This window comes from Mesobacillus boroniphilus (assembly GCF_018424685.1).
GTDB classification, from domain to species: Bacteria; Bacillota; Bacilli; order Bacillales; family Cytobacillaceae; genus Mesobacillus; species Mesobacillus boroniphilus_A.
The window spans coordinates 231534-248354 of the sequence record NZ_QTKX01000002.1; the positions used below are offsets into that span (position 1 = coordinate 231534).

Here is a 16821-nt window from a genome sequence, read left to right on the forward strand (position 1 = left end):
CGGACCAGGAGGGTAAAAAATGAAGACGATTAAAGTCAGTGTTGTTACTCCCGATGGGCCGGTGTATGAATCAGATGTTGAAATGGTAAGCACAAAAGCGAGCACAGGCGAGCTTGGAATCTTGCCAGGCCACATTCCTATGGTTGCACCGCTACAAATTGGCGCTGTCCGTTTGAAAAATGGCAGCAATAACGAGTTCATTGCAGTCAGCGGCGGCTTCCTCGAGGTCCGTCCTGAGCAGGTAACCATCCTTGCTCAATCTGCTGAACAATCATCTGAAATCGATCTTGAACGTGCACTAAAAGCAAAAGAACGCGCTGAGCAGCGCCTGCGTGAAAGACAGCAGGAGAACATTGACTTCAAGCGTGCTGAACTTGCCCTGCAGCGTGCGATCAACCGTATTTCAGTTGCAGAACGCAGAATTTAATGATGACCAACACCCTCCGGGACGCCGGAGGGTGTTTTTATTATGAGGAGTAACGAATTAGCTATCCAATGGATTATTGCGAAGAATGGTGAAACTGATGGCCAATAGTTTTTTGAATAGAGAATGGCAATCCTACTATCCAATTAATTTGCATATATGGGAGCAGATGCCACTTCGCCAATAAAGTTGTGAACTTCGCCAATATAATTGAAATTTCGCCAATAAAATTAGTTTTTCGCCAATAAATCGAGATTATCGCCAATAAAATTGTGAAAACCGCCAATAAAACGAAATACCCACCAATTCACTCTCCGCTTTTCAGAAGAACTTCTCATCCAATCAACACTTTTGGGTAAAAGCAAAAGAATTCCTCATCCAATCCTACACTTTTTAAGCGAAATCAGAAGGATTCTTCATCCAATCCTACATTTCTTAAGTCAAAACAGAAGAATTCAGCTTTCGATCACTACTCTTTACAAGATTTTCGCATACTTTCCCCACTTTTCAGAAAAAGTTCCCACTCGATCCCAACTACCCAGGCAAAAACACGAAGATGAAGGCTAAAAAACAATACAAAATCACTCTTTCAAAACAGATTGCAAGAAATGTTGACAAACGTCACTGACAACTTAATCCAAATTGTATTTAATATAGAATGTAACCGATTGTCCGCTGCGTTTTACCGTTAAAAGCGCATGTTCCGGAGGCTGCACCCTCACGATAGGCAGGCGCTCGAAAAAGAATGAGAAAGCCTGAGCAAAAGAGTAAGAATATATTGACTTCAAAGCAACTAAGTATGAAAGGGGACCTCCTTTCCGCCAGTCCAAACAAACCTAAATCAGATACTATTTTTCTATTGAAAAAGGCATGGAAGAAGGTTGCCAGATTGTTCAAAGGCTTGTCGACACACTATTGTAACAATGGTATAATTGTTATCGGTTACAAGTTTAAAAAGTATGAAAATTTTACAACATTGGAGGGATGGGCATGGAACAGTTGAATCTATATCAAAATAACTATTTGATAGTCTTTGTGTTCCTATGTCTCGGGGTACTGCTTCCAATCGTAGCCTTGTTTGCGGCTAAGCTTCTGCGGCCGAAATACAAGCAGGACGAGCGGAAATATACCACCTACGAGAGCGGAATGGAACCGTTCAGCGATGCGCGGGTCCAGTTTAATGTCCGTTATTATGTGTTTGCCCTTATGTTCGTTATTTTTGATGTAGAAACAGCGTTTTTGTATCCATGGGCTGTCGCCTATGAAAAACTGGGAATCTTCGCATTGATCGAAATGCTGATTTTCGTCGTGATGCTTCTCATCGGACTCATCTACGCATGGAAAAAGAAGGTGCTAAAATGGATTTAAAATTGGATGATTTCTCACCTGAAGAAGTGGCAGAACTCCAAAGAAACGTATTCGTGACAACTCTTGAACAGGTTAAAGGCTGGGCCCGAAGCAACTCGATGTGGCCAATGACATTCGGTCTTGCGTGCTGCGCGATTGAAATGATGGCATCCAGCTCGGCTCACTATGACCTGGATCGTTTCGGGACATTCTACCGGAACTCACCTCGTCAGTCTGATGTCATGATTGTTTCAGGTACCGTAACGAAGAAAATGGCTCCGACTGTCCGCAGGCTGTACGATCAGCTGGCAGAACCAAAATGGGTAATCGCGATGGGTTCATGCGCGACAGCAGGCGGTCCATATGTAAAATCATACTCAGTTGTAAAAGGTGTCGATCAAATTGTGCCGGTCGATGTTTACATACCGGGTTGCCCGCCGAATCCAGCAGCATTGATTTACGGGATTAATAAATTGAAAGAGAAAATCCGTTATGAGGCGAAAACCGGGAAGAAGGTGATCTAACCGATGAGCGGGGAAAAGGATTTAGAGCAGATAAAGAGAGAAGCAGCCGAAAAGGCAAAGGAGCTTGCGAAGCAGCGCCAGGCCGCTAAACAAGCTGGGGAAGGAAACGACCCGAAAGAGGTTGCCGACCAAGTCGCAGAACCTGAAGTGAAGCAAACTGAGGCTAAAGCAGCATCACCTGCGGGTGACGACGCTGAGCTGGCGAAAAAGAAAGCCGCAGCAGCAGCGAAGGCAAAAGCAGCTGCACTGGCGAAAATGAAAGCGAACGCTCAGTCAGATGAAGCATCGGAAGCCAAAGAAGAAGAATCGGCTCCGGTAGAAGGCCAAGACGCTGAACTCGCTAAGAAAAAAGCAGCAGCCGCGGCAAAAGCGAAAGCAGCCGCTCTTGCAAAAATGAAAGCAACAGGCCAGGTGGAGGAAAACGTTGAAGCAGAATCTCCAGCAGGCGACGACGATGACCTGGCGAAAAAGAAAGCCGCAGCCGTAGCGAAAGCAAAGGCAGCAGCGGCAGCGAAAAGGAAAGCTCAGGAGGCAGGCGGAGGAGCAGACGCTTCAACGGACGATGATGATCTTGCGAAAAAGAAAGCCGCAGCTGTAGCCAAAGCTAAGGCGGCAGCAGCAGCGAAAGCAAAAGCCGCAGCCGGCGGAGGGTCCGCTGACGATGAAAAGGCGAAAGCGATTGCCGCAGCAAAGGCAAAAGCAGCCGCAGCAGCGAAGGCTAAATCAGCAGCTGGCGCGAAAGCAGGAGCAGAAGAAACTGTTGAAGAGAAGAAACCATCTCCAAACCAGCCTTACTTAGATAAATATGTAAAAGCAATTACCGACAATCTTGGTGATAACATTTTGGAAGATTCCTATATTAACCCTCTTTCAAAGGATGTCCCAACACTAGTCGCGAAGAAGGAATCATATTATCGACTGGCTGAATTCCTGAAGTACAATGAACTATTAGGCTTCGATTACCTTTCAGAGCTTCACGGCACTGATTTCCAGACACATATGGAAGTGTATGTTCACTTGTACTCATACAAAAACAGGCAGTCAGTTGCGTTAAAGGTCAAGCTTGACCGCGATAACCCTGTTACCGAGTCCGTACAGCCACTTTGGGCAGGAGCTGATTGGCCAGAGTGTGAAACGTATGACTTGCTTGGCATCAAATTCGAAGGCCATCCAAACCTCCATCGCATCATGCTAGGTGAAGACTGGGTCGGCCACCCATTAAGAAAAGACTATGAACCGTATGATGTGGAGGTGTAGCCCGTGATACGCACAGAAGAAATGCTCTTGAACGTGGGCCCGCAGCACCCTAGTACACACGGTGTATTCCGCCTCGTTCTAAAAATTGACGGTGAGATTATCGTTGAAGCAAAGCCGGTCATCGGTTATTTGCACCGCGGGACTGAAAAGCTTGCCGAAGACCTGCAATATACACAAATCATTCCGTATACAGACCGGATGGACTACGTATCAGCGATGACGAATAACTATGTAATCGTCCATGCAGTCGAAACAATGATGGGCATACAGGTGCCAGAACGCGCCGAGTATTTAAGGATACTGGCGATGGAACTGAACAGGGTTGCCAGCCATTTGCTGTGGTGGGGAACCTTCATCCTCGACTTCGGTGCGACAAGCCCATTGCTTTATGCATTCCGTGACCGGGAGATGATCCTGAACCTGTTGAATGAACTGTCTGGTGCTCGTCTAACGTTCAACTACATGCGTGTAGGCGGCGTAAAGTGGGATGCTCCGGAAGGCTGGATTGAAAAGGTGGCGGATTTTGTCCCTTACCTGAGAGGCCAGTTGAAGGGCTACCACCAGCTAGTATCTGGAAACGAAATCTTCCTTAACCGTACAAAGAATATTGGTACATATACAAAGGAGGATGCAATCAATTACTCACTGAGCGGCCCGAACCTGCGCTCTACTGGCGTGAAATGGGATTTGCGCAAGGATGAGCCGTATTCAATCTATGACCGCTTCGACTTTGACGTTGTTACTCGCGAAGAAGGAGATGCTCTTGCCCGTTACCATGTAAGGATGGGTGAAATCGAAGAGTCTCTTAAAATCATCGAACAGGCTGTGCAGCAATTCCCGAAAGACGGAGAAATCATAGCCAAGGTTCCAAAAATCATCAAGGCTCCAAAAGGGGAAGCGTTTGTCCGGATCGAAGGCTCCCGAGGTGAGATCGGATGCTACATATCCAGCGATGGCAAAAAAGAGCCATACCGTCTCAAGTTCAGAAGACCGAGCTTCTACAATCTGCAAATCCTTCCTAAACTGCTCGAAGGAGAAAGTATCTCAAATCTGATTGCAATTTTAGGAGCGGTTGATATCGTTCTTGGGGAGGTAGACGGATAATGGTTCAGGAGCTACTCGAATCAAGCGCAGGCATTATGAACTTCAGTATCTTCTTCGCCCTTGCTGTCGTCCTGCTGTTCGTAATCCTTGGATTCGTAACAATGGCGATTCTGGCAGAGCGGAAAGTGCTCGGTTTCATGCAGGGCCGTTACGGTCCATCCCATGTCGGCGGAAAATGGGGACTTTTGCAATCCGTAGCCGACGTCGTAAAGCTTCTTGTAAAAGAAGACTTAATACCAAAAGCAGCGGATAAGCCGCTGTTCATTATCGCACCGGTCATCGCGTTCGCGCCGTCCTTCATGGTCATGGCGACGATTCCATTGACAGACAAACTGCAGTTTGCTGACTTGAATGTCGGATTCCTGTATTACATCGCCATTTCAGGGCTGACAATCGTCGGCATGCTGATGGCAGGCTGGGCATCCAACAACAAATACTCATTGCTTGGCGGTATGCGTGCCGCGGCACAGATGATTTCCTATGAAATCCCGCTTGTCATGAGCGTGCTTGGAATCGTCCTGCTGACAGGCAGCCTTAATCTAAATGAGATTGTTGCAGCACAAGGTGACAATGGCTGGTTCATCCTATGGCAGCCAATCGCGTTCATCGTGTTCTTCATCGCTGCTACTGCCGAACTGAACAGGGTTCCATTTGACCTTGCAGAAGCGGAAAACGAGCTTGTTGCCGGTTTCCACACAGAGTACTCTGGCTTCCGCTGGGCAATGTTCATGCTTGCTGAGTATGTGTATATGTTCGCAATGTCTGCGTTGATCACTGTATTATTCCTTGGAGGCTGGCTGCCGCTGCCGTTCCTCGGCTTCATTCCAGGAGCTGTTTGGTTCGCGCTCAAGTTCAGCTTAGTGGTCTATATCCTCATTTGGTTCCGTGCTACGTTCCCGCGTATCCGCGCTGACCAATTGATGGAGTTCGCATGGAAAGTGCTTTTGCCGGTAGCGCTGGCAAACATCTTCCTAACTGCTTTGATTAAAGAATTTCTTCTAAAATAGGAACGGAAGCAGCATTGCTTCCTGCATTAAAGGGGTGAATTACGTGCTAGGATGGACTAAAGGATTAGCTTATACCCTTAAACAATTGACTCGCGAAAAGCTGACTTACGATTATCCAAACGAACCGATTCCGCTTCCTGACAGGTTCCGCGGGATCCAAAAGTTTTATCCTGAAAAATGCATCGTCTGCAACCAGTGTGCCAATATTTGCCCGACAGATTGCATTAACTTGACTGGTAAAAAGCATCCTGATCCAACGAAAAAAGGCAAAATCATTGATACGTATGATATCAACTTCGAACTATGCATCCTCTGTGACCTGTGCACAGAAGTTTGCCCGACTGAAGCGATCATCATGACGAACAACTTTGAGCTTGCTGAATACAGCCGGGATGATTTATTTAAGAACCTGGAATGGCTTGACGAAAATGATGAGAATATACGGAAGGTGAATAAAGCATGACGTTAACAGGCGAATTTTTTGCGTTTATGTCACTTGCTTTAGTGGCGGTAATCGGCGGCGTGCTTTTATTGAACCTCACCAAGGTCATCCACATGGTCGTAGCGCTCGTCTTTACATTCGTCAGTATTGCAGGTATTTATGTGTTGCTGTCCGCTGAATTCTTGGCGGTCATCCAAGTAATGATCTATTCCGGCGCCATCACGATTATGATGCTGTTCGGAATCATGCTTACCCGCCACCATGGAGACGAAGAGGAGCCAAAAGGCGGGATGCTGCGCAAGCTTGCACTGCTGCTTGGCGTACTTGGTTTTGGCGCAGCTGTATACTACGGAATTTACGATTTGAATTTCGAAGCAGTACCAAATACACTGCATGAAAATAATACAGAACAAATCGGGATATCGTTGTTCTCGCAATACATCATCCCGTTTGAACTGACATCCGTGATCCTGCTTGCTGCACTAGTCGGCGCAATCGTACTGGCGCGCAAGGATGACGAAAAGGAGGGTGATCAGGAATGAGTTCTGTTCCGGTTTCAGCCTATCTGGCTCTTGCACTTATTCTTTTTTGCATCGGTCTTTACGGTGCGCTGACAAAAAAGAACACGGTTATTGTGTTGATTTCTATTGAACTGATGCTAAATGCGGTCAATATCAATCTGGTAACCTTCAGTAAATACGGAGTGAATCCTTCGATCACTGGCCAGGTTTTCGCGCTGTTCTCCATTGCGGTGGCAGCAGCTGAAGTAGCGGTAGGACTGGCGATTTTGATTTCGCTTTACCGCAACCGCAGAACGGTCAATATTGATGAGATGAATCAATTGAAAAATTAGGATTGATGGATTTTTCATAGGCGGTAATTTGCCGCTAAAATCAGAAGATTTCTTGTAGCTGGACTGCCCCGTGAAAGACGGGCCTCAATCTGACGGGCGTATATATGATAGATAGCGCACGTTCAAAAAAGGGGATTGTGATATTAATGGAGAATGCTTGGCTCATTCCGCTGTTCCCGCTTGTATCCTTTCTATTCCTTCTGCTGTTCGGTAAAAAGCTTAAAGAAGCGAGCGCATTCGTTGGGATCCTTGCGACGCTTGCCTCTCTTGTATACTCCATCCTTGTGCTGATCGAGCGCTTTTCGGAGTCTACATTCAAAGCTGAAGCCGTATGGCTGACAATAGGGAATCTGGAACTAACTGCGGGCTTTGAAGTAAATCAATTAAACGCATTGATGCTGGTGATCGTGTCTCTTGTCAGCTTCCTTGTGCATACCTATTCAAAAGGCTATATGCATGGTGATGAGCGGTTCCCGGTTTTCTATGCTTATCTGGGACTATTTACTTTTGCAATGCTTGGTCTTGTAATCTCGCCGAATCTTTTACAGACATATATTTTCTGGGAATTAGTCGGTGTAGGTTCATTCCTGTTGATTGGATTCTATTTTTACAAAGAAAGCGCCAAAGCGGCTGCAAAGAAAGCCTTCATCATGACCCGTATCGGGGATGTCGGGCTGCTGATCGGGATGATCTTATTATTCTGGCAAACTGGCAGCTTCGAATATGATGAAATTTTCGCGGCTGTTGAAGAAGGCGCGATTTCCGGAACGATGATTACCCTGACTGCAATCCTGATCTTCATCGGCGCGGTTGGTAAATCAGGTCAGTTCCCGCTTCACACATGGCTTCCAGACGCGATGGAAGGTCCTACCCCAGTTTCTGCGTTAATCCACGCAGCGACAATGGTTGCGGCAGGTGTTTACTTGGTCGCATCGCTGTTCCCGCTATTCAATGCGAGTGAAACAGCCATGCTGACTGTAGCGATTATCGGTGCCTTCACAGCGATTTTTGCGGCAACAATTGGCCTTGTCCAGACTGACATCAAGCGTGTTCTTGCATTCTCGACTGTCAGCCAGCTTGGCTACATGATGCTTGCATTAGGATCTGCCGGTTATGTTGCCGGAGTGTTCCACTTGATGACCCACGCTTTCTTTAAAGCGTTGTTATTCCTTGCAGCAGGTAGCGTCATCCATGCTGTACATACTCAGGATATTGAAAAAATGGGCGGGCTTTGGAAGAAGCTTACTTTCACTGGACCGTTGTTCCTGATCGGAACGCTGGCTATCAGCGGTGTCCCATTGTTCTCAGGCTTTTTCAGTAAAGATGAAATTTTGATTGCTGCATGGGCTCATGGCAATTACACTTTGTTCTGGCTTGCAGTGATCGCGGCGTTCTTCACAGCATTCTACATGTTCCGCCTGTTCTTCATGGTATTCACGGGTGAAGCACGCAGCGAAATGAAGAACGTCCATGAATCGCCATCCGTCATGACCATGCCGATGGTTGTACTGGCTGTGCTGGCTGTTGTAGCTGGTTATGTCAATACACCATGGTTCGGCACATTCCTTGGTGACTGGCTCGTTGATGGCAACGAAGCGCTTGGCCATGGACATATCGAAGGTCCTGGCTGGATCATGATTGTCGCTACAGTTGTATCCTTGCTCGGCATCCTGCTTGCATGGATGATGTACAGTAAAAAGTCGATTTCTCGCGACTGGCTTTCTAGCAGGGCACCAATTGCCTATGGCGTCGTGAAAAATAAGTATTATATCGATGAAATTTACAATCAGAGCATCGTGTTTGGAGCGAAAGCGGTCAGCCTGTTCCTGCGCTTCATTGAGGTCTTCCTCGTTGAAGGATTGGTGAAACTGACAACTGCTGCCGTCCAGACACTTGGTAAAACGGGTGCGAAAATCCAGAACGGCCAGGTACAGACATACGGTACAATCGCGTTTGTCGGCCTTGCAGTCTTGATTGTCATCTATGCGTTAACAGGGGGGTATTTATAATGGATTTCAACTATTTTCTTACCTTGCTGGTATTCTCCCCTTTACTAGGAATCCTGCTGCTGGCATTCATGCCAAAGGCGAATGAATCAGGCATCAAAATGCTAGGTGTGCTGGCAACACTGCCGTCATTGATCCTTGCGCTGATCGCTTACTTTTCGTATCGCGGCGGCCATGACCTGGCCAATTTTTCTGAAAAATTCCGCTGGATTCAATTCGGCGGCCAGGGTGCCGAGCAGCAGGGCATGTTCACAGTGAACTACGAACTCGGCATCGATGGATTCGGTTTAATCATGGTGGTTCTCACAGCAGTGATCGCGACGCTTGCGGCGATCGCATCTTTCCATATTAAAAAAGAATGGAAAGGCTACTACATGCTGTTCTTGCTTCTTGAGATCGGTATGCTGGGAGTATTTACATCAGAAAACTTGATCCTGTTCTTCCTTTTCTTCGAGATTACATTGATCCCAATGTTCTTCCTGATTGGAAAATGGGGCTATTACGATAAAGAAAAGGCAGCATACAGCTTCTTGATTTATAACGGCCTTGGATCAGCAATCTTGCTGATCGTCATCATGGTTTTATTTTCAAGAACTGGCACTTCAAATATCGAAATGCTGTCAGTCATGATGAACACAGAAAACGCGCCATTGTTCGCACCAGTTTCTGAGTCATTGAAAATGGGATTATTGATCGCATTGCTTGTCGCTTTCGGTGTTAAGCTGCCGATCTTCCCGCTGCACAGCTGGATGCTTCGCGTTCACGTTGAAGCGCCGCCATCCATCGTCATGATCCACTCAGGGATCTTGCTTAAGATCGGTGCATTCGGTTTAATTCGCTTCGGGATGGGGATTTTCCCTGAACAATTCGCAGAATTAGCAGTATTGCTTGCGGTATTGGGTGTCATTAACCTGCTATACGGAGCGTTCCTTGCTTTTATCCAGACAGATTTCAAAATGGTCCTTGCTTACTCTTCTATTTCCCATATGGGAATCGTTTTAATCGGACTTGGCGCATTAAATGAAGCAGGAATTCAAGGTGCTATTTTTCAAGTCGTGTCACACGGTTTGATTTCAGCATTACTATTCTTCCTTGTCGGTGTGTTGTATGAACGCACTCACACGACAACGCTTGCCAACCTGGGCGGCATGGCAAAAGGAATGCCGCTTGCATCAGGCTTCTTGCTTGCAGGTGCGATGGCATCACTTGGATTGCCAGGCATGTCAGGATTCGTCAGTGAATTCATGGCATTCCTTGGACTATTCGAAGAAATGCCAGTTCTTGCAGCGGTTGGTACAATCGGCATCATCATGACAGCCGTTTACCTGCTGCGTGCAGTCCTAGGCATCACGTATGGCAATGCAGAACGAGAATTTGACGGAGTGACAGACATCCGTTCATTTGAATGGGCTCCAGTGTTAGTGCTGATTGGCTTGATTGTTCTGATCGGTGTATATCCAGCTGTTCTTAGTGAACCGCTTCAGGCAACATTAGAGACTATCATGATGGGAATAGGGGGGTGATGAAGGATGGATCTAGATACACTTCTATCATTTGAATGGGGGACGATGACTCCGGAATTCATCATCCTTGGTATTATTGCACTTTTATCAGTCGCTGATCTATTCATGCCTAAGCATGTCGACCGGAAAATCCTTGGCTGGGTCGGTTTTGCTGGTGTGGTACTAGCGTTAATTTCACTGGTTTCACTGATTGGTACCGAAACCACTTCGATTTTATACGATACATTCAGATTGGATTCTTTCGCGATAGCGTTCAAGCTCATCCTCCTTCTTGGAGCGGCGCTGGTCATGCTGTTGGCGATAGACTACAGGACGAATGAAGGACTTGAGGAATATAAGGGAGAATTCTTCTACCTGTTCCTCACTGCATTGCTTGGTACGATGTTCATGGCATCAAGCGGCGACTTGATCACATTGTTCGTCGGCCTTGAACTGCTGTCCATTCCGTCTTACGTCCTTGCAGGTATGCGCAAGCGCAACCTGAAATCGAATGAATCGGCTATGAAATACGTCCTGAACGGTGGGATTTCCACTGCGATTACATTGTTCGGTATGAGCTATGTTTACGGAATCGCCGGAACAACAAATTTAAAAGGAATCGCACAAGTCTTTGGAGGACTGAGTGACCCTCAGCACATTTACATCCTTGGACTGGCATTCTTCATGATTTTCGTCGGCCTATCATTCAAGCTGGCATCCGCTCCATTCCATATGTGGGCACCTGATGTATACGAAGGAGCACCAACTCCAGTGACTGCGTTCCTGAGCGTCGTCTCTAAAACAGCTGGATTTGTGATCATCCTCCGTATCTTATTATCCATTTTTGGATATATTCCTGTCGCACAAGAAGATGGACAGCCAATTCCGCTGCTGTTCGCAGTTCAGGATTACATTGCATTCCTGGCGGGAGCAACAATGATCATTGGTAACGTCGTCGCCTTAAGACAGCGCAACATCAAGCGCATGTTCGCATACTCAAGTATCGCGCATGCAGGTTACATCCTTGTCGCTTTGACAGCCATGTCATTCGTGACCTTCGATGCAATCTGGTTCTACATGCTCGCATACGTATTGATGAATCTTGGCGCATTCGCCATCATTCAGCTGATCACAATGAAAACTGGCTCAGAAGATATCAGCCACTTCGCCGGCCTCTACCGCCGATCGCCATTATTGGCAGTCGGAATGGGAATCTTCATCCTGTCACTCGCAGGAATCCCGGGTACAGCAGGCTTCATCGGCAAGCTGAACATCTTCATGGGAGCATTGATGGTCGACCAGGCACACTACGTACTGGTATCGATCATGATTGCGACAACAGTCGTATCCTATTTCTACTACTTCGGAGTCATGACGCAAATGTTCTTCCGTCCGGCAGCAAGCGACGAAAAAATTCAGCTGCCAGCAGGAACAACAGCCGTCATCCTGATCACAGTAATCGGAACGATCCTGTTCGGAGTCATGCCAAACCTGGCAATCGACTTCATGCATACGAACTTTAACCAGTTCGTTGACTTTATGAGATAGGCTTGTTACTTTTCTATTTTGGATGTAAGAACAAGTTCGAAAAGTAAAAATCATGTTTGGGTTTTGGGGAAAATCGATTCATGGAAACAAAGGGGTAAATTCAGCTGGCCTTGCTTTTAATAGCGGGCCAGTTTTTCTTTGGATTGAAATATAGTTTCGACCATATGCCCGAAAAGAAAAGGGGGAGGCAATTTCGGTAACAAGAGGGGCCGACATGTGCCCGAAAAGAAAAGGGGGAGGCAATTTCGGTAACAAGAGGGGCCGACATGTGCCCGAAAAGAAAAGGGGGAGGCAATTTCGGTAACAAGAAAGGCCAACATATGCCCGAAAAGGAAGAGGAGAGGGAGTTTCGGTAACAAGAAGGGTCAACATGTGCCCGAAAAGGAAGAGGAGAGGGAGTTTCGGTAACAAGAAGGGTCAACATGTGCCCGAAAAGGATGGGGAGAGGGAGTTTCGGTAAAAAAAGGGGCCGACATGTGCCCGAAAAGAAAAGGGGGAGGCAATTTCGGTAACAAGAAAGGCCAACATATGCCCGAAAAGGAAGAGGGGAGGGAGTTTCGGTAAAAAAAGGGGCCAACATGTGTCCGAAAAGGAAAAGGAGAGCGAATTTCGGTAACAAGAGGGGCCGACATGTACCCGAAAAGGAATAAGAGAACGGGTTTCGGTCACAAGAGAGAAGCACATGTGTCCTTAAAGAGACGGAAATAATAATCATTCTATGTCATGAAACTTTCCTGTTGCTGAAACGTCTAAAATAACAGATAACCATCAAGTTTATGTTAAAATAAACATGATAAGGGGGGACAGTTTATGCTAACAGGTTTTGGCGGCTTTGCGCTGACCAGCATCCTAACACATCTTGTTTTTATCGCTATTTCATGGTGGGCTCTTCAAGCACTCCAATTTGATAAGCTGCTACGGGCAAACCATGTTCTTCAAGCCCGAGTTTTATATATCCTTGCTTCCATCGCACTGGGATCCACAGTAAGTAATTTCTTCCTTGATTACCTCCAATGGTCACAGCAGCTTCCGATGATTTTTCAGTAAGGCTCTATTCGTAAACTTTATTGCTTTCTCAACAAAATTAACAACCGATACTTGGTTTTTACGAGTTCTAAGCCTTACCAATACAAAAGGCTCCTCGAAAAGAGCCCAGCAGGTGTTTAGGACTTTTTGGCTCACCTGCTGTAAAGTCTAAACAAATTGGTAAAAAATTAGGTCTTCATACATGTTTCCAAAACGCTAGGTTTTGAGTACAATTCTCTTTGTGCTTGTTTTTTGAAGCATTATGTTATTTTTTTCACATGCAATGAACACCCGGATAAGTTGGTACATAGAATGATGTCAAAAAGTGACGAGAATTCCCAAGTATGCGATTCGCTCTCCTGGTAAGAATGGTAATAAGGGGAGAGTGAGAGACATATGAAGAAGATTCCATTTATTTTATCAATTTTTGGCATTATTGGTTTTATTGTGCTTCAAGCTGGGAATAAGACGACTGTAGCTGACGCTGATCATGAAATAAAAACTCTGGCCTCAGTTTTGCAGGACGAAAATATTTTGATCACTGGTTGGTCTATATATGCAAGGGAAACATTGGAAGAAGAAAATGTCGAAGGTTTGGTAAAAGAATTAAAAGTCCAGCTTCCGGATTGGACATGGAATCACCAGAATGGAGAACTAACAGCTGTTTCGAATTCTTCTGAGATTCAGGAAAAAATTAAAATTGTTTCTACCGACACAAACGGGCCGATACATACGTATGTGATGTATGAGGTCAGAAGTCAGTACTGGAATAAAAATACAGAAACTTTTTTAAACAAAAAATTACCAGGCAGAATATTTGACATTTTTCGAGGAAACGCCACAACTTTCTCTTGTATTGAAGGCGAAATCAATGATAAGATAAAATCGGCTTTACCTGTTTATAAAGCTAAATTGCTCAAGGCTTTTCAAGCCGAGGAGGTCGAAGGGTTGGAAGAAGCATCATTTATTTCCACATCCGCCGTTTCGCCTTTGTTCGACAACTCTTTGAGCAATGACCATGAGATGAATATGCAGCTTGGATTACGGAAAACTGATCGATTGGGCGCAAAGACTACCCTCGTAGTTGGCACACCCATCATAACGATTGAATATTAATATAGAGAAATTGGACGCGGAGGGGAATACACTTGGAAAAAATCATCGTCCGCGGCGGACAAAGGCTAAGCGGTTCTGTAAAGGTTGAAGGAGCTAAGAATGCCGTCTTGCCTGTTATCGCTGCAACATTATTAGCAAGTGACGGAAAAAGCGTAATTCGTGATGTGCCAACTCTCTCCGATGTATATACCATCAACGAAGTATTACGTTCTTTAAACGCCGTAGTGGAGTTTGAAAATAACACAATTACAGTAGATGCATCCAGAGAGTTAAAAATAGAAGCACCTTTTGAGTATGTTCGTAAAATGCGTGCTTCTGTATTAGTAATGGGATCCCTGCTTGCCAGGAATGGCCGTGCCCGTGTAGCGCTGCCAGGCGGCTGCGCAATCGGTTCCCGTCCTATCGACCAGCACCTTAAAGGCTTTGAAGCAATGGGTGCGACTGTCAAGGTAGGAAACGGTTTTATCGAAGCCGAAGCAGTCAATGGTTTGCACGGAGCAAAAATATACCTTGATTTCCCTAGCGTAGGAGCTACGGAAAACATCATGATGGCGGCTGTCCTTGCAAAAGGCACAACCATCATCGAAAACGTCGCAAAAGAACCTGAAATCGTTGACCTTGCCAACTTCCTGAATAAAATGGGAGCGAAGGTAAGAGGAGCCGGCACTGGCACAATCAAGATCGAAGGTGTGGAAGTACTGTTTGGTGCTGATCACAACATCATTCCTGACCGAATCGAAGCAGGAACATTCATGGTTGCGTCTGCCATCACTGGCGGAAACGTCCTTGTAAAAGGCGCTGTTCCAGAACATCTTTCTTCATTGGTAGCGAAGATGGAAGAAATGGGCGTTACCATCATTGAAGAAGAAGAAGGCTTGCGTGTTATCGGGCCTGAAAAATTGAAAGCAGTCGACATCAAGACGATGCCGCACCCTGGTTTCCCGACAGATATGCAATCCCAGATGATGGCATTGCTATTGCGTGCTCAGGGCACAAGCATGATCACGGAAACTGTTTTCGAAAACCGCTTCATGCACGTGGAAGAATTCCGCCGTATGAACGCAAACATCAAAATCGATGGACGTTCTGTCATCATGAACGGGCCATCTAACCTTCAGGGAGCAGAAGTGGCAGCAACTGACCTGCGTGCCGCAGCATCACTGATCCTGACTGGTCTTGTAGCTGATGGTATTACTCGCGTAACAGAGCTTTACCACCTGGATCGCGGCTATGTGAACTTCCATCAAAAACTCGCAGCACTTGGTGCAGACATTGAACGCGTCAGCGAAGTAGAAGAACAGCCAGCAACAGATAAATTAGTCTCAGACATGAACGCATAAATAATACTACTCAATGAACCGGAGAATTGTGCTTTTACGTATAGTTCTGCGGTTTTTTGATTTTTGTAATTGGGGTTAATTTAAAAAAAATGTCCAATTTCGATCGACTTAGTATGAACATTTTAAAAGAAAATATACAAATGCCGAGCTTTTTCAAATTTTGTCATAAAAGCTTGTCCGCCTCCATATGAATGGAATGAGACGGTTAATAACCGTGAAATTTCATAATGGAGGCTTTTTCTATGTTAAAATTCAAACCAATCATCGTACTAGCTGCTATCCTTTTCGCTGTCACTCTCCTGATCCCATCCTTGCTCGTCCTCCCTTTTATGGAAGAAAAAGCGGGCGGAAAGCTTGGGGAAGAATTACAAAGCGAGGCTAAGGATGTTGCTGCGGTCCCTACAGCAGATTCGGCTGTCGAGGTAGCCGTTTACCGGACAGCGTTGTCCAAGACAGAGAAGCTTCCGCTTGATGAATACTTGATTGGCGTCGTTGCGGCTGAAATGCCCGCTGAGTTCGAGCTAGAGGCATTGAAGGCACAGGCATTGTCGGCAAGGACTTATTATGTAAAACAAATGCTGAGCCCAAATAAAGTAGGCGTACCCGAAGGCGCTCAGTTGAATGATACTGAAATACACCAGGTATTTAAAAATAAAGAAGAATTGAAAAAGCAATGGGGCGTTGACTATAAATGGAAGATGAAGAAAATCGCTGAGGCAGTAAAAGCAACCGACGGACAGGTGCTTACCTTTGATGGAGCGCCGATTGACGCCACTTTCTTTTCGACATCGAACGGTTTCACTGAGAACTCAGAGGAATACTGGTCAAATTCCCTGCCGTATTTGAGGAGTGTAGAAAGTCCATGGGATCTGCAATCTCCGAAATTCCGCAACCAAACTGTCATGACGGTATCTGAAGTAGAATCAAAGCTTGGCGTCAAGCTGCCGAACTCTCCGGAGATAGGTAAAGTCATCTCCAGGACCACTGGCAATCGGGTCGCTAAAATAGATATCGGAGGTAAGGTCCTGACGGGAAAAGAAGTGCGTGATAAACTCGGCCTCCGCTCAAGCGACTTCACCTGGGAGCTAAAAGGCTCTAACGTCGTCATCACCACCGAAGGCTTCGGCCACGGTGTCGGCATGAGCCAATACGGAGCCAACGGCATGGCCACCGAAGGGAAGAACTATCAAGAAATCGTCAAACACTACTACAAAGGCGTTGAGATCAGTGAAGCAGATAGCATGCTTACGAAGGTGACTGCTAAGAAATAAAATCATTATTGCCACTGCTGAGCTAATAAACCGAATAATGACATGGCCAGGGCA

General features: G+C 46.0%; 16 protein-coding genes. All 16 read left to right on the plus strand.

The annotated features are described in order from the left end of the window. The first annotated feature begins 19 nt into the window (after nt 1-19). The 16 genes from DYI25_RS14205 to spoIID all read left to right on the plus strand — a co-directional run bounded on the left by DYI25_RS14205 (nt 20) and on the right by spoIID (nt 16767). Nucleotides 20-427 carry a F0F1 ATP synthase subunit epsilon gene (locus tag DYI25_RS14205; protein ID WP_213369995.1) on the plus strand — a complete coding sequence of 136 codons (408 nt, stop codon included), beginning with the start codon at nt 20-22 and terminating at the stop codon, nt 425-427. Nucleotides 428-1414: 987 nt separating this feature from the next. After that, on the plus strand, nt 1415-1792 hold the full coding sequence (locus DYI25_RS14210) for an NADH-quinone oxidoreductase subunit A (RefSeq protein WP_023613586.1): 378 nt from the start codon (nt 1415-1417) through the stop codon (nt 1790-1792). After that, nucleotides 1783-2295, plus strand: a complete 513-nt coding sequence (locus DYI25_RS14215; protein WP_023613587.1) for a NuoB/complex I 20 kDa subunit family protein — start codon at nt 1783-1785, stop codon at nt 2293-2295. The genes DYI25_RS14210 and DYI25_RS14215 overlap by 10 nt, the downstream gene beginning before the upstream one ends. A 3-nt stretch (nt 2296-2298) precedes the next feature. Beyond that, a complete protein-coding gene (locus DYI25_RS14220) occupies nt 2299-3552 on the plus strand; it encodes an NADH-quinone oxidoreductase subunit C (protein WP_213369997.1) in 1254 nt (417 codons plus the stop codon). Nucleotides 3553-3555: 3 nt separating this feature from the next. Continuing rightward, complete coding sequence (locus DYI25_RS14225) at nt 3556-4656, plus strand: NADH-quinone oxidoreductase subunit D (protein ID WP_213369999.1); 1101 nt, start codon at nt 3556-3558, stop codon at nt 4654-4656. Further along, nucleotides 4656-5663, plus strand: a complete 1008-nt coding sequence (gene nuoH, locus DYI25_RS14230; RefSeq protein WP_213370002.1) for an NADH-quinone oxidoreductase subunit NuoH — start codon at nt 4656-4658, stop codon at nt 5661-5663. The genes DYI25_RS14225 and nuoH overlap by 1 nt, the downstream gene beginning before the upstream one ends. 43 nt (nt 5664-5706) lie before the next feature. Further along, complete coding sequence (gene nuoI, locus DYI25_RS14235) at nt 5707-6126, plus strand: NADH-quinone oxidoreductase subunit NuoI (RefSeq protein WP_023613591.1); 420 nt, start codon at nt 5707-5709, stop codon at nt 6124-6126. Next, a complete protein-coding gene (locus tag DYI25_RS14240; protein ID WP_213370004.1) occupies nt 6123-6647 on the plus strand; it encodes an NADH-quinone oxidoreductase subunit J in 525 nt (174 codons plus the stop codon). The genes nuoI and DYI25_RS14240 overlap by 4 nt, the downstream gene beginning before the upstream one ends. After that, nucleotides 6644-6958 carry an NADH-quinone oxidoreductase subunit NuoK gene (nuoK, locus tag DYI25_RS14245; protein ID WP_023613593.1) on the plus strand — a complete coding sequence of 105 codons (315 nt, stop codon included), beginning with the start codon at nt 6644-6646 and terminating at the stop codon, nt 6956-6958. Before DYI25_RS14240 ends, nuoK begins: the two co-directional genes overlap by 4 nt. Nucleotides 6959-7104: 146 nt before the next feature. Beyond that, nucleotides 7105-8967 (plus strand): NADH-quinone oxidoreductase subunit L, encoded by a 1863-nt coding sequence (gene nuoL / locus DYI25_RS14250; protein WP_213370006.1) that lies wholly within the window; start codon nt 7105-7107, stop codon nt 8965-8967. Next, on the plus strand, nt 8967-10487 hold the full coding sequence (locus DYI25_RS14255) for an NADH-quinone oxidoreductase subunit M (RefSeq protein WP_213370008.1): 1521 nt from the start codon (nt 8967-8969) through the stop codon (nt 10485-10487). The genes nuoL and DYI25_RS14255 overlap by 1 nt, the downstream gene beginning before the upstream one ends. Nucleotides 10488-10493: 6 nt before the next feature. Continuing rightward, entirely contained in the window at nt 10494-12014 is a 1521-nt protein-coding gene (nuoN, locus tag DYI25_RS14260) for an NADH-quinone oxidoreductase subunit NuoN (protein ID WP_213370010.1), read from the plus strand. An 810-nt stretch (nt 12015-12824) separates the two neighbouring features. Continuing rightward, nucleotides 12825-13061 carry a DUF1146 family protein gene (locus tag DYI25_RS14265; RefSeq protein ID WP_213370012.1) on the plus strand — a complete coding sequence of 79 codons (237 nt, stop codon included), beginning with the start codon at nt 12825-12827 and terminating at the stop codon, nt 13059-13061. Between the two features lie 375 nt (nt 13062-13436). Then, the gene (locus tag DYI25_RS14270) at nt 13437-14156 is read left to right on the plus strand and encodes a YwmB family TATA-box binding protein (protein WP_213370014.1); all 720 of its coding nucleotides are present in this window, start codon (nt 13437-13439) and stop codon (nt 14154-14156) included. A gap of 32 nt (nt 14157-14188) precedes the next feature. Next, nucleotides 14189-15496 carry a UDP-N-acetylglucosamine 1-carboxyvinyltransferase gene (gene murA / locus DYI25_RS14275; protein WP_213370016.1) on the plus strand — a complete coding sequence of 436 codons (1308 nt, stop codon included), beginning with the start codon at nt 14189-14191 and terminating at the stop codon, nt 15494-15496. Nucleotides 15497-15738: 242 nt separating this feature from the next. After that, a complete protein-coding gene (gene spoIID, locus DYI25_RS14280; RefSeq protein WP_213370018.1) occupies nt 15739-16767 on the plus strand; it encodes a stage II sporulation protein D in 1029 nt (342 codons plus the stop codon). Nucleotides 16768-16821 lie beyond the last annotated feature (54 nt).